The organism is Mycolicibacterium holsaticum DSM 44478 = JCM 12374 (assembly GCF_019645835.1).
Taxonomy (GTDB): domain Bacteria; phylum Actinomycetota; class Actinomycetes; order Mycobacteriales; family Mycobacteriaceae; genus Mycobacterium; species Mycobacterium holsaticum.
This window is the reverse complement of the sequence record NZ_CP080998.1, coordinates 4891606-4910931: the sequence shown is the minus strand read 5'-3', so window position 1 is coordinate 4910931 and position 19326 is coordinate 4891606. Positions and strand designations below refer to the sequence as shown.

Here is a 19326-nt window from a genome sequence, read left to right as displayed (position 1 = left end):
AAGAACGACGATGTAGCGGTCTCAGCCACCTGTCGGTGCCCTGGTCAGCTCGGCGGACTTCTCGAGTTGTCGCGTCAGTTGGTCGGCGCGGCTGATGACCGCCGGGTCTACCTCACCGTCGACGTGGGGCTGCTGCCGTGTGGTCCACAACGCCGGCCTGATCGAGGTGTCCAGCAGGGACAGCGGTGCGGGGGCAGGGGGCATGGCGCGTCCGTCGAACGCCTGGCTGACGATCACGGTGACACGCTCATAGCTGGCGTCTGTGCGCCAGTCCCAGGTGACGGCGTACCAGTGCTGATCCGCGTCGTACGTTGCCGTATCGGCGTTGCTGTGCACGATCCGGGCACCTGCGGGCAAACCGGCCGACGATGGGGCGAGGCGGTACTCCACCGGGCTGAAACTCGGATACCAGACCGCACCGGCGAAATCGTCCAGCACCGCCCTGTTGGGGCTGGACATCACATCGACCGCGGCGGCCGGCCTTCCGACCGAACCAGGAATCGAGTAGCGCACCAGCGTCGCGTCTGCACCCAAGGACTGGGTGATGAAGGGGAACGCGGTGGGCGCCACGAGGCCGGCGCGTGCTGTCCAATCGGCCGCGACGAGGGGCGCATCGGGCAGACGGGAGCCCGGGTAATTGACGACCGCCAGCGCGATGGCGACGACCGTCAGCACCAGAAGCGATATCGGCGAGACCAGCGGCAGCCGGGTTTCAGCCGAATCCGGCGCGTCGCCGCTTGCCGCCATTGCCCGCCTCAGCACAACGACAGTGACGACCGGGAGGACACCCGCGCCGACGATGACCGCGGCGAGCAGGCCGATGTGCGCATCGAGGGATACCACGATGGTGGCTGCCAGAACGAAACAGGAGATCGTCGCGAACAGCCGGTGCCGGAACGGGACAACTTCTGACGCCAAGAACACCGCGACGGCGCCGACAGCCGCGACCAGCAGGGCTGCTGCGTCGTCCGAGCCGCCAAGTGCGGCCGTCGCAAGCAGGAAGGGCAGCGGCGTCGCGCAGCAGACGGCGAACACCCACAGCTTCCACATCCGGACCACGTGGCGGGCGCCGAACAGGATGGCCAGCAGACACCCGAACCACACGACGAAGCCCAGGGACTGCAGACGCCACAGCGAAGACAGGGTCGGCATGCGTTCGCTCAGCAGGTAGATCCCCGTGAAGCAGCCGAACCCCACCACCGCCGCGATGATCCAGTCGGACTCCGCGTCGTCGACCCCGCGCGCCGGCAACTGATAGCCGGTGGCGATCAGCACCATCAGCAGCGGGGTGACCACCATAACTGCCGCGCGCGATCCGGCCGCGGCATCGGCGATGGCTTGGCCGAACATCGAGAAGTACGGAATGAGGGCCAGCGTGGCGGCGATGCAGATCCGCGCGGTGAACGGCAGTTCTGCTACCGACGTGCGCTTTCGCGGGGCGGTGGTGACCGGCGGTTGCGCGGGCACCAAGCTCAAGGTGACGGATCGCGTCGTGAGACCCGTGCGAAGGGCGGTGTCGGTCATGGTCCTCGCAATATTGGGGGCCGCCGACTACACTCCTCGCGGCGCCGTGGATCGTTTGCTGAATCTACACACGCAAGTGAATTTACATAATAGTTAATACGTGTGACATGTTGATACGTCAGATGACGTCTCACGCGCAAACCTATGGTACTTTACTGAGACCAAAATCACATCGGTTTTTTCCCGGGCGGTGGAAACTCTGTGGGAGCGGTCTCGCGGCCGTCGCGTTTCCCGTCCGGCCGCACCCGCGTGCGTGCCCTAGGCTTGACCCGTGCCGCGCGAGCGCTCAACATCGGCGATCTACATCGCGTCCCCCGAGGGCGACACCGGTAAATCGACGATCGCTCTCGGCATCTTGCATCGCCTCACGGCCACGGTCGCGACCGTCGGCGTCTTCCGGCCCATCGCCCGGCTGGGCGAACGACGCGACTACATCCTCGAGCTCCTGCTCGCCCAGGCCACCGCGGACCTGCCCTACGAAGACTGTGTTGGCGTCAGCTACCAGCAATTGCATGACGACCCCGACGCGGCGATCGCCGACATCGTCGATCGCTATCACCAGGTCGCCGAGCGGTGCGACGCGGTGCTGATCGTCGGCAGCGACTACACCGACGTCGCCACCCCGAGCGAACTGTCGACGAACGCGCGCATCGCCGCCAACCTCAAGGCCCCGGTGGTGTTGGCGGTGAAGGCCAAGGACCGCACCCCCGAGCAGGTCGCCCAACTCGTCGACATCTGTGTTGCCGAGGTGGCCGGGCAGCACGCGCATACCGCGGCAGTGGTGGCCAACCGCTGCGATCCGGCTCAGCTGCAGGCGGTGGCCGAGGCGCTCAAGGAATTCGGGCCGCACTGCTACGTGCTGCCCGAGGCGCCGCTGCTGGTGGCGCCGACCGTGCGTGAGTTGCAGGCCGCGGTCGACGGTTCGATGGTGATCGGCGACCCGGCCCTGCTCAACCGCGAGGTGACGAGCATGATGGTGGCCGGCATGACCGCCGAACATATTTTGGAGCGGCTGACCGAGGGTGTCGGCGTCATTGCTGCCGGTGATCGCTCCGACGTGGTGCTGGCCCTGTCGAGTGCACATGCCGCCGAAGGGTTTCCGTCGCTGTCCTGCATCATCCTCAACGGCGGCCTTGAGCTGCATCCGTCGATCGCCGCACTGGTTTCCGGTCTCGGCCTGCGGCTGCCCATCATCGCAACGGAGTTGCGCACCTTCGAAACCGCCAGCAGGGCTGCTGCGACACGGGGCCGGGTGACGATCACCTCGCAACGCAAGATCGACACGGCACTGCAGCTGATGGACACCCACGTCGATACCGCCGAACTGCTGGCGCAGCTTGCTATTCCGATCCCGGACGTCGTCACCCCGCAGATGTTCACCTACCAGTTGCTTGACCAGGCCCGGTCGGAACGCAAGCGCATCGTGCTGCCAGAAGGCGACGACGACCGCATCCTCAAGGCCGCAGGCAGGCTGTTGCGCCGCAAGGTCGCCGATCTGACCATCCTCGGCGAGGAGTCTCAGATCCGTTTCCGCGCTGCCGAACTCGGGGTGGACCTGTCGTCGGCGTCGGTGATCAACCCGCAGACCAGCGACCTGTGCGACAGGTTCGCCGAGCAGTACGCCGAACTACGCAAGAACAAGGGTGTCACGGTCGAGCAGGCCCGCGAGATCATCCACGACGTCTCGTACTTCGCCACCATGCTGGTGTACAACGACATGGTCGACGGCATGGTCTCCGGGGCGCGGCATACCACCGCCCACACGGTGCGGCCCGCGTTCGAGATCATCAAGACCGCACCGGGTGTCTCCACCGTGTCGAGCGTCTTCCTGATGTGTCTGGCCGATCGGGTACTGGCCTACGGTGACTGTGCGATCGTGCCGGACCCGACCGCAGAGCAACTGGCCGACATCGCGATCTCCTCGGCAAGCACCGCTGCGAAGTTCGGCATCGAACCGCGGGTCGCCATGCTGTCGTACTCGACGGGCACCAGCGGATCGGGTGCGGACGTAGAAAAGGTTCGGGCGGCAACGGAACTGGTGCGAGAACGCGCCCCCGACCTGCTGGTCGACGGCCCGGTCCAGTACGACGCGGCGGTGGAGCCGTCGGTCGCCGCGACGAAGATGCCCGACTCGAAGGTGGCGGGCCGCGCGACGGTGCTGATCTTCCCCGACCTGAACACCGGCAACAACACCTACAAGGCGGTGCAGCGTAGCGCGGGCGCCATCGCGATCGGCCCCGTCCTGCAGGGCCTGAGAAGACCCGTGAACGACCTGTCACGGGGTGCACTCGTGCAGGACATCGTCAATACCGTTGCGATCACCGCGATCCAAGCCCAAGGTGGACGATGATGACGTCGCCGACGCGCACGGTCCTGGTCGTCAATTCCGGGTCGTCCTCGCTGAAATGTCAACTGATCGACCCCGACTCGGGCGCATCGCTGGCAGACGGCACCGTGGAACGCATCGGCGAGGATTCTGCGCTGGCCGGAGTGAGCGCCGGCGAACGCGAAGCCCGGCGCGACGGTCCCGCCATCGTCGATCACGAGGCCGCGCTGCGCACCACGTTCGACCTGCTCGAGGAGGTCGGCACCAGCCTGGACGCCGTCAACCTGGTCGCCGTCGGGCACCGAGCGGTGCACGGCGGGCGCAGTTTCTACCAGCCGACGCCGGTGACCGACGAGTTGATCGCCAAGATGCATGAGCTGTCACCGCTTGCGCCCCTGCATAACCCGCCCGGCGTACTCGGCATGGAGGTGGCGCGCAAGATCCTGCCGGACCTGCCGCACATCGCCGTGTTCGACACCGCCTTCTTCCACGACCTCCCCGCCGCCTCCGCCACCTATGCGATCGACCGAGACGTCGCAGAGCAGTGGCACATTCGCCGCTACGGGTTTCACGGCACCTCGCACAAGTACGTCAGCGAGCAGGCGGCGGTATTCCTCGACCAACCCCTGGCGTCGCTGAACCAGATCGTGCTGCACCTCGGCAACGGCGCATCCGCGTCGGCCATCGCCGGCGGGCGTCCCGTCGACACCTCCATGGGCCTGACACCGCTGGAGGGGTTGGTGATGGGCACCCGCCCCGGGGACATCGACCCCGGCATCATCTTCTACCTGGCCCGCACCGCGAAGATGAGCATCGACGAGATCGACGAGATGCTCAACCGGCGCTCCGGCGTGTTCGGCCTCGGCGGCGAGATCGATTTCCGGGAGCTGCACAAACAGATCGGATCCGGTGACACCGCAGCACAATTGGCCTACGACGTGTACATCCACCGGCTGCGCAAGTACATCGGTGCGTACCTGGCGTTGCTCGGGAACACCGACGTCGTCGTGTTCACCGCCGGGGTGGGGGAAAACGATGCCAGCGTTAGACGCGACGCGCTGGCGGGGTTGACGGGGTTGGGCATCGAACTCGATGTGCACCTCAATGCCAGCCCAGGGCACACCGCCCGGCGCGTCTCGGCCGACGACTCACCCACGACCGTGCTGGTGATCCCCACCAACGAGGAACTGGCGATCGCCCGCGACTGCATCGCGGTGCTTACCGCCGAACGATAGATCAGACCAGCGCGCCGTCACCGGCCTGCACGTCGTCGAGCAGCGACTGAGGCTCCTCGAGGGGCAGGGACGCATCGGGATTGCAGACGGCGAGAAGGCGGCGTACCTGCCTGCCGCAGCGCAGCTGCCAGGTGACGTTATTGCGGATGCAGACGACGTTGATGTTGTGCAGGGCGGCGAAGCCGGCGGTGCCGAAGAAATCGACCAGCCGAAGGTCGACCAGCAGATGCGACGCGCCGACCAACTGCGCCTCCACATATGTCACCATCGCCCGGCTGTTGGCGGCGTCGACCTCGCCCTCCACCGTGACGACGACCCTGGATGCGTGGTGCGACGCCGAGAACTGCGCGCGATGGTGGTGTTCGCGCCGGTCCAGCGCCTGAGGGTCGGGACGGAACACCCGGTAAGTACCTACTGCAGCAGACACGATGGAACTCCCTCAGCCGAAACTCATGATTCGTACTGTGGATGCCGCCATAGGCCGGGTTGTGCACCGATGGCGTCACCAGTCAGCTGTTAACTCAACCTGATCGGAGATTACTACGGATTTCGTTGCTTGACCATGGTTGATCTGCGAGCGAAAACACTGGTCAAGGCCACACGGGCGGGGTGTGCGACAACTGATTCCGTAGCCCGGCCCAGCAAATCAAAAAGTACTGGTCGGACGCACGCTGTTGGCCAGGTCAACCAGCGCGTAGCGGTGCGCCTGCGTGGGCGCGACGCGGGCCAGCGCGCGCAGCGACGCCTCGACGCCGAGCTGCAGGCCGTGCTGGGTGAACGGGAAGCCCAGGATGTGGTTGGTGCTCGCGGTGTTGTCGGCGTTGTCGGCCAACCAGTCCATCGCGGTGCCCAACACCAACGCCCTGATCTGCAGCACGCGTGGCTCGGTGTCGGGCAGCGCCTCCACGCGGCGAGCGGCGTCGCGGATGTGCTGCTCGGTGATCTCGCTCATCGAGCGCCCCGACAGCAGCGTGACCGCACTGGTCAACCGCGCGGTGGTGAAATGCCGTGACATCGCAGGCACCTGGTCCAACGTCTTGACCGCGGCGTCCCGGTCGCCTGCCGCGGCTTGCGCACGGGCCAGCCCGAACCCTCCGGAGATGACGCCGTTGTCCGTGGACCACACCGTGTTGTAGAACTTGCGCTCCTGCGATTCCTCGATGTCCGAACCGGCCAACTCCGCGGTGGCCGCCAGCGCCAGCTTCGGTGCCAGCTCTCCGGGAAGTGTGTCCAGCACCTCAGTGAAATGCTTTGTGGCAGAAACGTAGTCGGCGGTCAACAGTTCGGACACGGCGCGGAACCACACCAGCCGCCAGCGCCAGCCCACCCGGGCGGCCAGGTCGTCGAGCTTGCGGGTGGCCTTGGCGACGTCCCCGAGATCGAGCAGCGCGCGCGCTTCCATCAACGGCAGCTCGACGGATTCCGAAACGTCGATACCCTCCGAGTCCAGCGCCCCGTGCCGCGCCGCACGCAGTTGGTCCAGCGTCTGGATCGGCTGGCTCAGCACGCTGGCCGACAAGACCGGCGCACCCACATCGGTCGGGTCCACCAGCGGCACCGGCAGGGCCTTGACGATCTCCTGCGCGGTCAGCTTCTCCGAGTGCACCTGTCCGTCCAGGTAGACGTCGGTGTGGGCCACCAGCAGATCGATGCCGAACGTGGATCGTGCGGGGGAGAACACCGTCGACAAGCCGGGCTTGGGGGTGCCGGTGTTGCGGGCCACCACCTCACGCAGCACACCGAGCAGCTGGCTGGACATCTCCTCGGCGCTGCCGAACCGGCGCCGGGGATCTGGGTCGATGGCACGGCGCAGCAGCCGGCCGAACGAATCGTATTCGGCCAGAACGGGATCGTCCTCGGGCAGCCCGTCGACGTAACGACCCCTGCGGGTCCGCAGTTTCAACGTCAGCGCCGCCAGCGTGCGACCGACGGTGTAGATGTCGGTGGCCACCGTCGGACCCGTGCGCACGATCTCCGGCGCCTGATAACCCGGTGTGCCGTAAAGGTAACCGAACGAGTTGATCGTCGAGACCGCGCCGAGGTCGATGAGCTTGAGCTGCTCCTCGGTGATCATGATGTTCTCGGGTTTGAGGTCGTTGTAGGCCAACCCGATCGAGTGCAGGTAGGCCAGCGCGGGCAAGATCTCGAGCATGTAGCCGATGGCCTGATCGACCGGAAGCTTCTCTCCCCTGCCGGGTTTGAGCGACGTGCCGCCGACATACTCCATCACGATGTAACCGACCGGGTTGCCGTGTTTGTCCTCGTGCTCGACGAAGTTGTAGATCTTGACGATCCCCGGATGGGTCACCTCGGCGAGGAAGCGCCGTTCGGCCATCGCGATCTTCTGCGCCTCGGCATCGCCGGAATGCACCAAACCCTTGAGGACAACCGGTCTTTCGTTGACATTGTGATCCAGTGCGAGGTACACCCAACCAAGCCCACCGTGTGCGATGCAGCCCTTGATCTCGTACTGGTCGGCGACCCTGTCTCCCGGGCTCAGTTGCGGCAGAAACGAATACGCGCTGCCGCAGTGCGGGCACCAGCCCTCCGACAGTGCTGGGCCCTGATCTGTTGCTCGGCCGACGGGGCGCCCGCAGTTCCAGCAGAACCGCTTCGATTCCGCAACCACCGGATTGCGCATCAAGGCCGTGAGGGGATCCTTGGCGCGTACCCGCGGGATCTCCACCAGCCCGCCCCCGAGGCGGCGGGTGGGTGACAACGCCCTGGTCACCGTCGTGTGGTCGTGGGGTTCGGTGTCGCCGGTGCCGTCGGAGTCGTCGGCGTCGTCATCGAACTGCGGCCGGTACACCGCCTGGGTGGCCATCGGCCGCAGCGTCGACGCGGAATCCATGCCCATGTCGTCGAAGCTGGCGGGCTGCGTCCCGACCGTCGGTTCTTCGGAGGCCCGCCGGTCCTCGCCGAAGTCGTCTTCTCGTGGTTCGCCCATCAGTCCGAATACCTCGCGACCGGGGGTGCCGGCGCCGGGCCGAGCACCGTCAGCCACTTGCGGTACAGCGTGTACCAGGTGCCGTCGCGGCGGATCCGCTCCAACGTGCCGTTGACGAAACGCACGAGCCCGGTGTTGTCCTTGTTGATCCCGATTCCGTAGGGCTCCTCGTTGAGGCTGGGCCCCACGATGTGCAGGTAGGGATCCTGCGAGACCAGCCCGGCCAGTATCGAGTCGTCGGTGCTCACCGCGTCGACCTGGCGCTGCTGAAGCGCGACCAGGCAGTCCGCCCACGCCACCACGCCGACGACGATCGGTGGCGGGGTGATCTCCTGGATCCGCTGCATCGACGTGGTGCCCTTGGCCACGCAGACCCGCTTACCCGACAGATCCGACGGCTGCGCGATCGTCGAATCGCGAGGCGCCATGATCCGTTGATTGGCGTTCAGGTACACCGTCGAGAAGTTGATCTGCTTCTTGCGCTCGCAGGTGATCGTCATGGTCTTGACCACGACGTCGACCTCGTTCTTCTCCAGCCCGGCGATGCGGTCGGCCGAGGACAGGATCCGGTACTCCACCTGTGACGGGGTGCCGAAGATGTCGCGGGCGACCTCACCGGCGATGTCGACGTCGAATCCGGTGATCTGCCCGGTGATCGGATCGCGGAAGGAGAACAGGTTGCTGCCGATGTCGAGCCCGACGATCAACCGTCCGCGCGCCCGGATGTTCTCCACGGCCGCGTCCGCCTCGGCCTTGGTGCCGAACGGCCGCAGGCTCGCCGTGCGGTCACAGTCGTCGTTGGACTCCTCCGGAACGCGCACCGGCTGCGGCGCCATCTCCTCCATGCCCGCCGGGGTCGGCGGCGCCAACGTGACCCCCGGTGGCATCGACGTCGACGCCGCTTGCGTACACCCGGACAGCATCGCCGCCGCGACCAGCGCAACTCCCAGCTTCTTCAACATCATCGGTACTCGCTGAGCCGCGGCCACAACCCCAGCGCCACCGACACCGCGGCCACGATGCTGAGCACCGCGGCGCCCACGGTCGCCCCGGACAGCACCCGGTGGGCGTTGACGATGTTGTTGCGCAGTTGGCCGCGGCTCCCTTCGATGCCCTTGCTCAACGCCTCGTCGAGCTGGTTGAACGCCGGGGTGGAATCGTCTTCGCGGGTGCCCAGCGCGACCTGGGTCGCGGCCTGGTAGTTGCCCACGTTGATGTAGGCGTTGATCCGGTCGTCGGCGGCGCGCCACCGGTCGAGCAACTGCTGGGCGTCGACGAGGTCGGTCTTGTCGATCGCGTCGTCGCGGCCGAGGTACTGCGAAAGCTGCTGGGCCATCGTGTCGATGCGCTGATAATAAGACTGCTTGCGCACCGTCTCGTCACCGCGCCGGATCAGCGAAAGGATCTCGTCGGCGCGGGCCTGCTGCGCGGTGATCGCCAGGTTGGTGATGGTCTTCAGCGACTGCGCCGCAGTGTCTTTGGCGCTGCGGCTGTCTGCCGTCGAGAGGACCAGCGCGGTGCCGACCCAGATCAACATGATCGACACCGCCAACCCGCCTGCCACGAACCCGATGTTGATCCGCCGTCGGGTCCGGCGTGCCAACCAGCGGTTGGCGAACACCCCGAACAACAACGTCGCGAGCACCACGAGGATCACCGGCCCCGGGATCCGCGTCGACGCGGTCGTCTCGGCGTCCACCATCGCCGACGTCTTCTCATACAGCCGCTGGGCGTTGGGCAGGATCTGGGTCTGCATCAACGCCGACGCCTCGGACAGGTACGACGAGCCGACCGGGTTTCCGGACCGGTTGTTCGTGCGTGCGGTCTCGACCAGACCGGTGTAGACGGAGAGTTGGGCGTTGATGCGGCCGAGCAGTTGGACCATGTCTTCGTCGGTCAGCCCGCTGGCCGCCCGGGTCACCGCGACCGACGCGTCGGTGATGGCCTGTTCGTAGCGCTGTCGGACGTCGCGCGGTTCGGCGCCGGCGATGAAGGCGGTGGCCGCGGCCGCGTCGGCGACCGACAGCGTCGTGTAGAGCTGCCCGGCGGCGAATGCCAGCGGCTCGGTGTGGTTGAGCACCCGGGTCAACACCTGCTGGCGGTCGTTGATCGTCGTCGACGTCGCGAAGGCGCTTGCGATCACGAGCGCGGACAACACGAACCCGATGCTGAGGATGCGGCCGGGGGTGGTCCAGAAGAACCACCAGCGCGGATGCGCAGGGGCGGTCGGCGACCGCGATGCGAGCGGCTCGGTCGACGGGTGCGCCAACTCCACAGTCACGTGCGCGCGGACTCCATCACTTTTATCCGACTCGTGCTTTTCCGGCTGTCGTTCCCGACCGCTCAACTCTATAAAAGAAGTCTAAGAGGTTGGGGATGCGCGCGCGTCCGTATTCTGATCCCGTGCGTGGCGACGGTGACGGCTGGGTGGTGTCGGACACCGGCGCCGCTTTCTGGGGGCGGTTCGGTGCGGCTGGCCTGCTGCTGCGGGCGCCGGATCCCGGCGGTACGGCTGCGGTGCTGCTGCAGCACCGCGCGGCGTGGAGTCATCAGGGCGGCACCTGGGGACTGCCCGGCGGCGCCCGCGACAGCCACGAAACCCCCGAAGAGGCCGCCGTGCGTGAGGCGCAGGAAGAGGCCGGGCTGACAGCCGAGCAGCTCACGGTGCGCACCACCGTCGTCACCGCGGAGGTGTCCGGCACGGGCGGCGCCTACTGGAGCTACACCACCGTCATCGCCGACGCGCCAAAACAGCTGGCGACCAGCCCCAACCGCGAGAGCGCCGAACTGCGCTGGGTCCCGGTCGCGCAGGTCACCGATCTGCCGCTGCACCCGGGTTTCGCCGCGAGTTGGGAGCGGCTGCACACGCTCACCACGTCGATTCCGTTGCTGATCAACTAGCGGCCAGCGCCGCCTTGAGGTGTCGAGCCGCCGCGCGTGGATCGTCGGCCGCGGTGATCGCCCGCACCACCACGATTCGGCGTGCGCCGGCCTCCAGCACCTCCGGTAGCCGCTGCGCGTCGATTCCGCCGATCGCGAACCACGGCTTGTCGGTGCGTAGTTCGGCCGCCGCGCGCACGAGGTCGAGGCCGGGGGCGGGCCGGCCCGGTTTGGTCGGCGTCGGCCAACACGGGCCGACGCAGAAGTAGTCGACCGCTTCGCCGACCGCGGCGCTCACCTGATCCGCGTCATGGGTGGACCTGCCGATCAGCGGGTCGGGGCCGATGACGTCGCGCGCGATGGTCAACGGCAGGTCGTCCTGGCCCAGGTGCAGCACGTCGGCGCCGGCGGCCAGGGCGATGTCGGCGCGGTCGTTGACCGCGAGCAGCGCGCCGTGCCGCCGCGCGGCATCGGCGAGCGTGGCCAGCGCGTCCAGTTCCTGGCGGGCCTCCAACGGTCCGAACCGCTGCTCACCCGGCGAGCCCTTGTCGCGTAGCTGAATGATGTCCACCCCGCCGGCCAACGCCGCATCCGCGAATTCGGCGAGGTCGCCGCGCTCACGGCGGGCGTCGGTGCACAGATAGAGCGACGCGGCGCCAAGACGGTCACGAGGGTTCTGCACAGGGCGAACGGTAGCCGTTCGCGCTGGCGGCCCGCGACTGGAAACCGCACATCCGAGGACGCCGCGCCCCCCGAGTAGGGTGGGTGGCGCGACACGGGAGTCCCGGGACCGGGGACTGAGAGTGGGCCCGCCTGCCCTTACCGTCACACCTGATCCGGGTCATGCCGGCGAAGGGAGGGATCTTGGACTCAGGAACCACCGGTAGGTCGCTGGCCGTCATCGGCGGCGGCGTCATCGGGCTGTCCGTCGCCCGCCGCGCCGCGCTGGCGGGCTGGACGGTCCGGCTGCACCGCAGCGACGAACGCGGCGCCTCCTGGGTGGCCGGCGGCATGCTGGCACCGCACACCGAAGGCTGGCCCGGCGAGGACGAAATGCTGCGGCTGGGGCTGGAGTCGTTGGCACTGTGGAATGACCAGGGGCGGGGCTCCTATCTCGACGGGCTGCCCGACGGCGTGGTCACCTCGCGCGAATCGCTGGTGGTCGCCGTCGACCGCGCCGACGTCGCCGACCTGAAGAGGGTGGGCGAGTGGCTGGCCGGCCAGGGTCATCCGGTGATCGGGACGTCCAGCGCGCGCGATGTCGAACCGATGCTGGCGCAACACATCCGGCACGGTTTGCGCGCGGAAAACGAACTGGCCGTTGATAATCGGGCCGTCGTCGCGGCGCTGGAAGCACACTGCGAGCGGCTCGGGGTGCAGTGGGCCCCGGCTGCGCTGCAACTCGCCGACGTGCGGGCCGACGTCGTGGTGATCGCGAACGGGATTGACGCGCCTGCTCTTTGGCCCGGCCTGCCGATCCGCCCGGTGAAAGGCGAGGTGCTGCGGCTGCGCTGGCGACGCGGCTGTATGCCGGTGCCGCAGCGGGTCGTGCGCGCGCGGGTACATGGCAGGCAGGTGTACCTGGTGCCCCGCGCCGACGGCGTCGTCGTCGGCGCGACGCAGTACGAGCACGGCCGCGACACCGCGCCGACGGTCACCGGGGTGCGGGAACTGCTCGACGACGCGTGCGCGGTGATGCCGGCGCTCGGAGAATACGAACTGGCCGAAGTCTCGGCGGGCCTGCGCCCCATGACGCCCGACGGGCTGCCGATCGTGAAACGGCTCGATGAGCGCACACTGGTGGCCGCGGGACACGGGCGCAACGGATTCCTGCTGGCGCCGTGGACCGCACAGCAGATCGCGGCCGAACTCGATGTCATAGTTGGAGCAAGTCTCGGAGCAAGCAGATGAAAGTGACCGTCAACGACGAAGCGGTCGAGGTCGACGCCGACACGACCATCGCCGCGCTGTTGTCCCGCCTCGGCTTTCCCGACAAGGGCATTGCGGTGGCATTGGACTGGTCGGTGCTGCCGCGGTCGGAGTGGGACACCACGCTGGCCGACGGTGCGCGCCTGGAGGTGGTGACGGCGGTGCAGGGTGGCTGATTCGATCTCGCAGCGGGAGAGCGTGACGACCTCGGAATCAAAGTTGACCATTGCTGGGCGTGACTTCGGCTCCCGTCTGATTCTGGGCACGGGAGGTGCGGCCAACCTCGCCGTCCTGGAGCAGGCGCTGGTCGCGTCCGGAACGGAGCTGACCACGGTGGCGATGCGCCGCGTCGACGCCGAGGGCGGCACCGGCGTGTTGGATCTGCTCAACCGGCTTGGCATTTCGCCGCTGCCCAACACCGCAGGGTGCCGCAGCGCCGCCGAGGCGGTGATGACCGCACAGCTGGGCCGCGAAGCGCTGCAAACCGACTGGGTCAAGCTCGAGGTGATCGCCGACGAGCGCACGCTGCTTCCCGACGCCGTCGAGTTGGTCAAGGCGGCCGAGCAGCTGGTCGACGACGGGTTCATCGTGCTGCCCTACACCAACGACGACCCGGTGCTGGCCCGCCGCCTCGAGGACACCGGGTGCGCGGCGGTGATGCCGCTGGGCTCACCGATCGGCACGGGGTTGGGGATCGCCAACCCGCACAACATCGAGATGATCGTCGACGCGGCTTCGGTGCCGGTGGTGCTCGACGCGGGCATCGGCACGGCCAGCGACGCCGCGTTGGCGATGGAACTCGGCTGCGACGCGGTGCTCTTGGCGTCCGCCGTCACCCGCGCCGACGATCCGCCCACCATGGCCGCCGCGATGGCCGCGGCGATCACCGCCGGGTACCTGGCCCGTCAGGCCGGCCGGATCCCGAAGCGGTTCTGGGCGCGCGCATCCAGCCCGTCGGTATGAGTCGCTATGTCGCGCGGGCACCACGCATGGTCCGCTGACCCGTCGACGACCAAGTTCGGGCTGCTCTGGCCCGGTCGCCCGTCGTGCGCAACAGGCACGATGCCAGAACTTACCGCTACCGTGGTGGGCGATGAGACACACAAAGTCGTCGAAACTGGTCGCGGCCGCAGCCGCAGCCGTCGTGGTCCTGGCCGGATGTGGCCGCGCGGCACACGAGCAGCCGTCGCCGTCCACACCCGCCGGGCCCAGCGCGGCCGCCACGGACTTCGCGGAGACGCTGCAGCAGCAGGTGACGGTCGATGCGCTGACCGGGCACCTGAGCAAGCTGCAGGAGATCGCCGACCAGCACGGCGGCAACCGCGCGTTGGGCAGCCAGGGCTACGACGCCAGCGTGGACTACGTAGCGAACACACTGCGGGACAACGGTTTCGATGTGCAGACCCCCGAGTTCGAGGTGCGCATTCCGTTCGCCGAGGAGCCGTCGCTCACCGTCGGCGGCGCCGATATCGCCGCCAGCCCGCTGAACTTCACCATCGGCACCCCGCCCGAGGGCATATCGGCACCGCTCGTGCCGGCCCGGGTCGAGGACTCACCGGGGTGTACACCGTCTGACTACGACGGGCTTCCTGTCGCCGGCGCGGTGGTGCTCGTCGACCGGGGCACCTGTCCGTTCTCCGAAAAGGAAAGCGCCGCTGCCGAGCGCGGGGCGGTGGCGTTGATCGTCGCCAACAACGAGGAGGGCGACGAGATGGGCGGCACGCTCGGCGAGCAGACCGAGGTGAAGATCCCGGTCATCAGCATCACCAAGGCCTCCGGTGAGCGGCTGCGGGCCGACCCGGCCGACACCACCATCAAGCTGCACGCCGGGGTGAACACCGAACGCACCCGCAACGTCATCGCCCAGACCAAAACCGGGTCCACCGACAACGTCGTGATGATCGGCGCCCATCTGGACAGCGTCCCCGAGGGACCCGGGATCAACGACAACGGCTCGGGGGTGTCGGCGGCTCTGGAAACCGCGGTGCAGTTGGGCAGCTCACCTGAGGTCAACAACGCGGTGCGGTTCGGGTTCTGGGGCGCCGAGGAGAACGGCCTGCTCGGATCCAGCGACTACGTGTCCTCGTTGACCGTCGACGAACTCAAAGACATTGCCCTGTACCTGAACTTCGACATGATCGCATCGCCCAACGCCGGCTACTTCACCATCGACGGCGATCAGTCCGGCCCCCCGGACCAAAGCCAACCCGTCCCGCGGGTGCCCGAGGGTTCGGCGGGTATCGAACGCACGCTGGTGGCCTATCTGAAGGACGCCGGAAAGCCGCCCGCAGACATCAACTTCGAAGGCCGCTCGGACTACAGCAGCTTCACGTTCGCAGGCATCCCGGCCGGCGGCATCTTCTCCGGTGCAGAGGGGAAGATGTCTGAGCAGCAAGCCCAGCGGTGGGGCGGTCAGGCCGATCAACCCTTCGATCCCAACTACCACAAGGCATCCGACACGCTGGAGCACATCAACCGCACGGCGCTGGAGATCAACGGTAAAGGCGTTGCCTACGCTGTTGGGATCTACGCGCAGGATCTTGGCGGCCGCAACGGCGTTCCGATCCGCGACGACCGCACCCGCCACGCCATCGAATCATGATGAGGTGGGCGGCGCTCATCGCAGTGGTCGCGGTGCTGATGTCGTGCGCGAAAGGCGACGACCAGGCCTCGGCGGCCGAATTCCCCCGCCGGGTGGCCGACGCCGTCACCGCCGACGGGATGTACACCCACCTGCAGAAGCTGCAGGACATCGCCGACGCCAACGACGGCAACCGGGGGCAGGGCTCTGCGGGGCTGGCGGCCAGCGTGGACTATGTCGCGCAGTTCCTGCGGGACAAGGGTTTTGATGTCGAGACACCGGAGTACGAGCGGCTGGACCGGGTGCAGGGCGGCGATCCGACGCTGACGGTCAACGGTCGTGACCACCATGTCGATCAGGCGTCGTTGTTGATCAGCACACCGCCGGGTGGGCTGAAGGCGATCACGCTGCGCCCCGGGAAACCGTCGGGGTGCCGCACCGCCGACTACGACGGGGTATCGGTCAAGGGCGCGATTTCGGTGGTCGACGACACCGGTTGCTCGGTTGTCGACAAGCAGAACGTGGCCGTGTCCGAAGGGGCGGTGGGGCTGCTCGTCGTCAGCGGACCGCGCCAGGGCGGCGGCAGCCCGCCCGGCCTGTTCACCCCCGGTTACTACCGTGGGCTGACCGTCCCGGTGGGGGTGATCGACGCGGCTACCAACTCGGCGCTGCGCCGCACCACCGCCCGCGTGACGCTGGTGCTGGATGGCAAGCCGGTGATGGCCAAGGGCCGAAACATCCTGGCCCAGACCAAGACTGGAAACACCGACAATGTCGTGGTGGCCGGCGCCCACATCGACAGCTCGGCGGCCAGCCCGGGCATCAACGACAACGGCTCGGGGGTCGCGGCGCTGTTGGAGACCGCATCGGCGTTGGGACCACGACCGCAGACCGCCAACGCCGTGCGGTTTGCGTTCTGGGGTTCGGAGCAGAACGGGCTTGCGGGCGCGACGAGCTATGTCCGCGGGTTGTCGGCCGAACAACTCGACCAGATCGCGCTATACCTGGACTTCGACATGATCGGGTCGTCGAACGCGGGGTATTTCACCTACGACGGTGACCAGTCGGCGCAACTGAACCCCGACATCCCGTTGCATTCGGTGCCGGAGGGGTCGGCCGGTATCGAGCGCACCCTGGCCGGCCATCTCTACTCCGTGGGCGCGCGGCCCGCCGACATGCCGCTGAGCAGGATCACCGACTACAACGCGTTTCTGAGCGCCGGGGTGCCGATCGGCGGGTTGACCGCGGGCTCCTCACAACGCAAATCCGAAGCACAGGCTCGCCTTTGGGGCGGCACGGCCGGTGTTGCCTTCGACCCCAACTACCACACCCGACGCGACACGGTCGACAACATCGACCGGGATGCGCTTGCGGTGATGGGGTCGGCCGCCGCGTTCGCGATCGCCACGTACGCGCAGTCGATCGAAGGCGTCAACGGCGTTCCGGCTCAGGGGCAGCGACATCGGGGCGCTCGCTAGCCTGCCTGAACCCGAGCAACCTCATGCCGTGATACACCAGCAGTGCGGCGATCGAACCGAGCGCGATTCCGGTGAACGTCAAACTCCCCGCATGCCAGGTGAAGTCGGCGATCCCGACGATCAGGGGAATGGCAGCGGTCATCTGGTTGAGCGGCTTGGAGAAGTCGACGTGGTTGCTCAACCAGATACGTACGCCGATCACGCCGACAAGTCCGTACAACACGACGGTCGCGCCGCCGAGAACGCCGGCAGGGACCGCCGAGATCGTCGCGCCCACCTTGGGGCACAACGACAGCCCGATCGCGACCGCCGCCGCGACCCAGTAGGCGGCCGTCGAGTAGACCCGGGTGGCCGCCATGACGCCGATGTTCTCGGCGTAGGTGGTGGTCGCCGAACCGCCGCCGAAGCCGGCCAACGTGGTGGCCAGCCCGTCCGCGGCGATCGCGCGGCCCGTCACCGGATCCAGATCGGTGTCGGTCATCTGGCCGACCGACTTGACGTGCCCGATGTTCTCGGCGACCAGCGCGATCACCGCGGGCACAAACATCGGCAGGACGGCCAATGTGAAGGTGGGCGACTGGAATTCGGGTAGGCCCAACCACGGCGCGGACTTGATCGCCGACGTGTCGACACCGCCGGTGAGCAATGCCAGCAGGTATCCGGCGACCACGGCAAGGAAGATGGCCATGCGTCCGACGATGCCGCGGAAGAACGCCAGCGTCGCGACCAGCAGCACCAACGTGACCAGGCCGACCAGCGGCCCCTTCTCGAAGTTCGCCTTGGCGGCCGGCGCAAGGTTGAAGCCGATCAGCGCGACGACCGTCCCGGTGACCACCGGAGGCAATGCCGCGTCGATCCAGTGGGTGCCGATCACGTGCACGACCGTTCCGATGACGATGAGCGCGACGCCGACCGCCACCAGACCACCCAGCGCGCTGCCGGCCCCCTGTGTGGCGACCGCGGCGGTCACCGGGGCGATCACCGCGAAACTCGAGCCCAGGTAACTGGGCAGCCGGTTGCCGGTGACCAGCAGGAACAGCACCGTGCCGACCCCGGAGAACAGCAGCGTGGTCGCCGGCGGGAACCCGGTCAGCACTGGGACCAGGAAGGTGGCGCCGAACATCGCCACGACGTGCTGGGCGCCGATGCCGATGGTGCGCGGCCAACTCAGCCGCTCGTCGGGTGCGACGACGAAGTCACTGTCCGGCGGGGCCTGCACCGGCGTCCACGTCATGGAAATCATGTTGTAAGACGGTATGCCAGCGGACCCACCAGTGAGAACGCCAGCAGCAGACAACCGATGAATCCGGCGGTCGGAATGACCCGCCGACCCAGCGTGAACGCCGCGGCGTTGGCGATCGCGTAGTACATCAGCACGGCGAACGAGGAGAATCCGATCGCGCTACGCACATCGGCCACCGCCGCCAGCACGGCCACCACGGCGCCGACGGCGACGTCGGCGCGGTGCGGGCTGCCGAAACGCGGGTGCACCACCGCAAGTGCGTGGGGCAGGCGCCGGTCGCGCGCCATGGCCAGCGTCGTGCGGGACACCCCGAGGATCAAGGCCAGCAGTGAGCCGAGCGCCGCGACCGCCGCACCGGCCCGCACCACCGGCTCGAAGCCGGGGTAGCCGGCGGCCGCCACCGCGTCGGCCAACGGCGCCGTGGCCAAAGCCAGTGTCTGGCCGCCCAACTCGGACAGCACGGCGACCGCGACGGTGGCATACACCACCAACGTGATACTCAGCGCGATGGGGATGGCGCGCGGGATCGTCGTGGCCGGGTCACGTACCTCTTCGCCGAGCGTGGCGATGCGGGCGTAGCCGGCGAACGCGAAGAACAGCAGCGCGGCGGCCTGCAGCACCCCGGCCGCGGACACGTCGTCGCCGAGCGTCAGCCGTGCCGCGTCGATGTCGCCGAAGCCGAGCACCACCACGACCACCGCCGCCAGCACCGCGAGCACGACCGCGACCAGCACGCGGGTCAGCAGTGCCGACTTCTGGATGCCCACGTAGTTCACCGCCGTCAGCGCCACCACCGCGCCGACCGCAACCGCGTGTGCCCAACCCGGCCACACGTAGTACCCGACCGTCAACGCCATGGCCGCGCAGGACGCGGTCTTGCCGCTGATGAAGCTCCACCCCGCGAGGCCGGCCCAGAACCCGCCGAGCCGTTCCTTGGCGTAGACGTAGGTGCCGCCGGACTGCGGATATATCGCGGCCAGCCGAGCCGATGAGGTCGCGTTGCAGTACGCGACGGCGGCGGCGACCACCAGCCCGATCAGCAGGCCGGATCCTGCCGCAGCGGCGGCGGGAGCGAACGCGACGAAGACGCCGGCGCCCATCATCGAGCCCAGCCCGATGACGACGGCGTCGACGGTTCCCAGCTGCCGGTGCAGCGCAGGGCCGTCCGGCGTCTTCACGCCGA

Annotated in this window: 16 protein-coding genes; 8 read left to right on the top strand and 8 right to left on the bottom strand. The window is 67.9% G+C overall.

Annotated features, from left to right (window positions below; translation table 11 throughout):
* Positions 1-21: 21 nt before the first annotated feature.
* Positions 22-1524, bottom strand: coding sequence for a hypothetical protein (locus K3U96_RS23710; RefSeq protein ID WP_220691268.1), 1503 nt, complete (start codon positions 1522-1524; stop codon positions 22-24).
* A gap of 271 nt (positions 1525-1795) precedes the next feature.
* Between K3U96_RS23710 and pta the strand changes: the two genes are divergently transcribed.
* Both pta and K3U96_RS23700 read left to right on the top strand, forming a co-directional pair.
* A complete protein-coding gene (pta, locus tag K3U96_RS23705) occupies positions 1796-3874 on the top strand; it encodes a phosphate acetyltransferase (protein ID WP_220691267.1) in 2079 nt (692 codons plus the stop codon).
* Entirely contained in the window at positions 3874-5085 is a 1212-nt protein-coding gene (locus tag K3U96_RS23700) for an acetate kinase (protein WP_220691266.1), read from the top strand. The genes pta and K3U96_RS23700 overlap by 1 nt, the downstream gene beginning before the upstream one ends.
* Position 5086: 1 nt before the next feature.
* On the opposite strand, the gene K3U96_RS23695 is transcribed toward K3U96_RS23700, so the two are convergent.
* The 4 genes from K3U96_RS23695 to glnX form a co-directional block, all read right to left on the bottom strand.
* On the bottom strand, positions 5087-5512 hold the full coding sequence (locus tag K3U96_RS23695; protein ID WP_084222959.1) for an STAS domain-containing protein: 426 nt from the start codon (positions 5510-5512) through the stop codon (positions 5087-5089).
* Positions 5513-5731: 219 nt separating this feature from the next.
* On the bottom strand, positions 5732-8032 hold the full coding sequence (locus K3U96_RS23690) for a serine/threonine-protein kinase PknG (protein ID WP_220691265.1): 2301 nt from the start codon (positions 8030-8032) through the stop codon (positions 5732-5734).
* The gene (locus tag K3U96_RS23685; protein ID WP_230982266.1) at positions 8032-8997 is read right to left on the bottom strand and encodes a glutamate ABC transporter substrate-binding protein; all 966 of its coding nucleotides are present in this window, start codon (positions 8995-8997) and stop codon (positions 8032-8034) included. Before K3U96_RS23685 ends, K3U96_RS23690 begins: the two co-directional genes overlap by 1 nt.
* Positions 8994-10313: a protein kinase G-activating protein GlnX gene (gene glnX / locus K3U96_RS23680; RefSeq protein WP_220691264.1), complete on the bottom strand. Its 1320-nt coding sequence runs from the start codon at positions 10311-10313 to the stop codon at positions 8994-8996. Before glnX ends, K3U96_RS23685 begins: the two co-directional genes overlap by 4 nt.
* Before the next feature lie 122 nt (positions 10314-10435).
* Here glnX and K3U96_RS23675 point away from each other — a divergent pair, with 122 nt between their 5' ends.
* The gene (locus K3U96_RS23675; protein ID WP_084222963.1) at positions 10436-10933 is read left to right on the top strand and encodes an NUDIX hydrolase; all 498 of its coding nucleotides are present in this window, start codon (positions 10436-10438) and stop codon (positions 10931-10933) included.
* Here the strand turns inward: K3U96_RS23675 and thiE are convergent.
* Positions 10926-11594 carry a thiamine phosphate synthase gene (gene thiE, locus K3U96_RS23670; protein ID WP_069404200.1) on the bottom strand — a complete coding sequence of 223 codons (669 nt, stop codon included), beginning with the start codon at positions 11592-11594 and terminating at the stop codon, positions 10926-10928. The two genes, K3U96_RS23675 and thiE, sit on opposite strands and share 8 nt — an antisense overlap.
* Positions 11595-11755: 161 nt before the next feature.
* Here thiE and thiO point away from each other — a divergent pair, with 161 nt between their 5' ends.
* The 5 genes from thiO to K3U96_RS23645 all read left to right on the top strand — a co-directional run bounded on the left by thiO (position 11756) and on the right by K3U96_RS23645 (position 16900).
* Positions 11756-12823 carry a glycine oxidase ThiO gene (thiO, locus tag K3U96_RS23665; protein ID WP_165614094.1) on the top strand — a complete coding sequence of 356 codons (1068 nt, stop codon included), beginning with the start codon at positions 11756-11758 and terminating at the stop codon, positions 12821-12823.
* Positions 12820-13017, top strand: a complete 198-nt coding sequence (gene thiS / locus K3U96_RS23660) for a sulfur carrier protein ThiS (protein ID WP_069404201.1) — start codon at positions 12820-12822, stop codon at positions 13015-13017. The genes thiO and thiS overlap by 4 nt, the downstream gene beginning before the upstream one ends.
* A 22-nt stretch (positions 13018-13039) precedes the next feature.
* Positions 13040-13804 (top strand): thiazole synthase, encoded by a 765-nt coding sequence (locus K3U96_RS23655; RefSeq protein ID WP_069404233.1) that lies wholly within the window; start codon positions 13040-13042, stop codon positions 13802-13804.
* Between the two features lie 130 nt (positions 13805-13934).
* The gene (locus tag K3U96_RS23650) at positions 13935-15443 is read left to right on the top strand and encodes a M28 family metallopeptidase (protein ID WP_084222960.1); all 1509 of its coding nucleotides are present in this window, start codon (positions 13935-13937) and stop codon (positions 15441-15443) included.
* Positions 15440-16900: a M28 family peptidase gene (locus tag K3U96_RS23645; protein WP_069404202.1), complete on the top strand. Its 1461-nt coding sequence runs from the start codon at positions 15440-15442 to the stop codon at positions 16898-16900. Before K3U96_RS23650 ends, K3U96_RS23645 begins: the two co-directional genes overlap by 4 nt.
* Here the strand turns inward: K3U96_RS23645 and K3U96_RS23640 are convergent.
* Together K3U96_RS23640 and K3U96_RS23635 are read right to left on the bottom strand one after the other, a co-directional pair.
* Positions 16854-18143, bottom strand: a complete 1290-nt coding sequence (locus K3U96_RS23640; RefSeq protein ID WP_069404203.1) for a uracil-xanthine permease family protein — start codon at positions 18141-18143, stop codon at positions 16854-16856. The genes K3U96_RS23645 and K3U96_RS23640 overlap by 47 nt on opposite strands.
* Positions 18140-19321, bottom strand: a complete 1182-nt coding sequence (locus tag K3U96_RS23635) for an APC family permease (protein WP_069404204.1) — start codon at positions 19319-19321, stop codon at positions 18140-18142. The genes K3U96_RS23640 and K3U96_RS23635 overlap by 4 nt, the downstream gene beginning before the upstream one ends.
* Positions 19322-19326 lie beyond the last annotated feature (5 nt).

Excerpts from the sequence above, each read along its gene's own strand:
- K3U96_RS23700 (WP_220691266.1), top strand. The coding sequence starts at position 3,874 with ATGACGTCGCCGACGCGCACGGTCCTGGTCGTCAATTCCGGGTCGTCC.
- K3U96_RS23645 (WP_069404202.1), top strand. The coding sequence starts at position 15,440 with ATGATGAGGTGGGCGGCGCTCATCGCAGTGGTCGCGGTGCTGATGTCG.
- K3U96_RS23650 (WP_084222960.1), top strand. The coding sequence starts at position 13,935 with ATGAGACACACAAAGTCGTCGAAACTGGTCGCGGCCGCAGCCGCAGCC.
- thiS (WP_069404201.1), top strand. The coding sequence starts at position 12,820 with ATGAAAGTGACCGTCAACGACGAAGCGGTCGAGGTCGACGCCGACACG.
- thiO (WP_165614094.1), top strand. The coding sequence starts at position 11,756 with ATGCCGGCGAAGGGAGGGATCTTGGACTCAGGAACCACCGGTAGGTCG.
- K3U96_RS23690 (WP_220691265.1), bottom strand. The coding sequence starts at position 8,032 with ATGGGCGAACCACGAGAAGACGACTTCGGCGAGGACCGGCGGGCCTCC.
- K3U96_RS23710 (WP_220691268.1), bottom strand. The coding sequence starts at position 1,524 with ATGACCGACACCGCCCTTCGCACGGGTCTCACGACGCGATCCGTCACC.
- K3U96_RS23685 (WP_230982266.1), bottom strand. The coding sequence starts at position 8,997 with ATGATGTTGAAGAAGCTGGGAGTTGCGCTGGTCGCGGCGGCGATGCTG.
- K3U96_RS23640 (WP_069404203.1), bottom strand. The coding sequence starts at position 18,143 with ATGATTTCCATGACGTGGACGCCGGTGCAGGCCCCGCCGGACAGTGAC.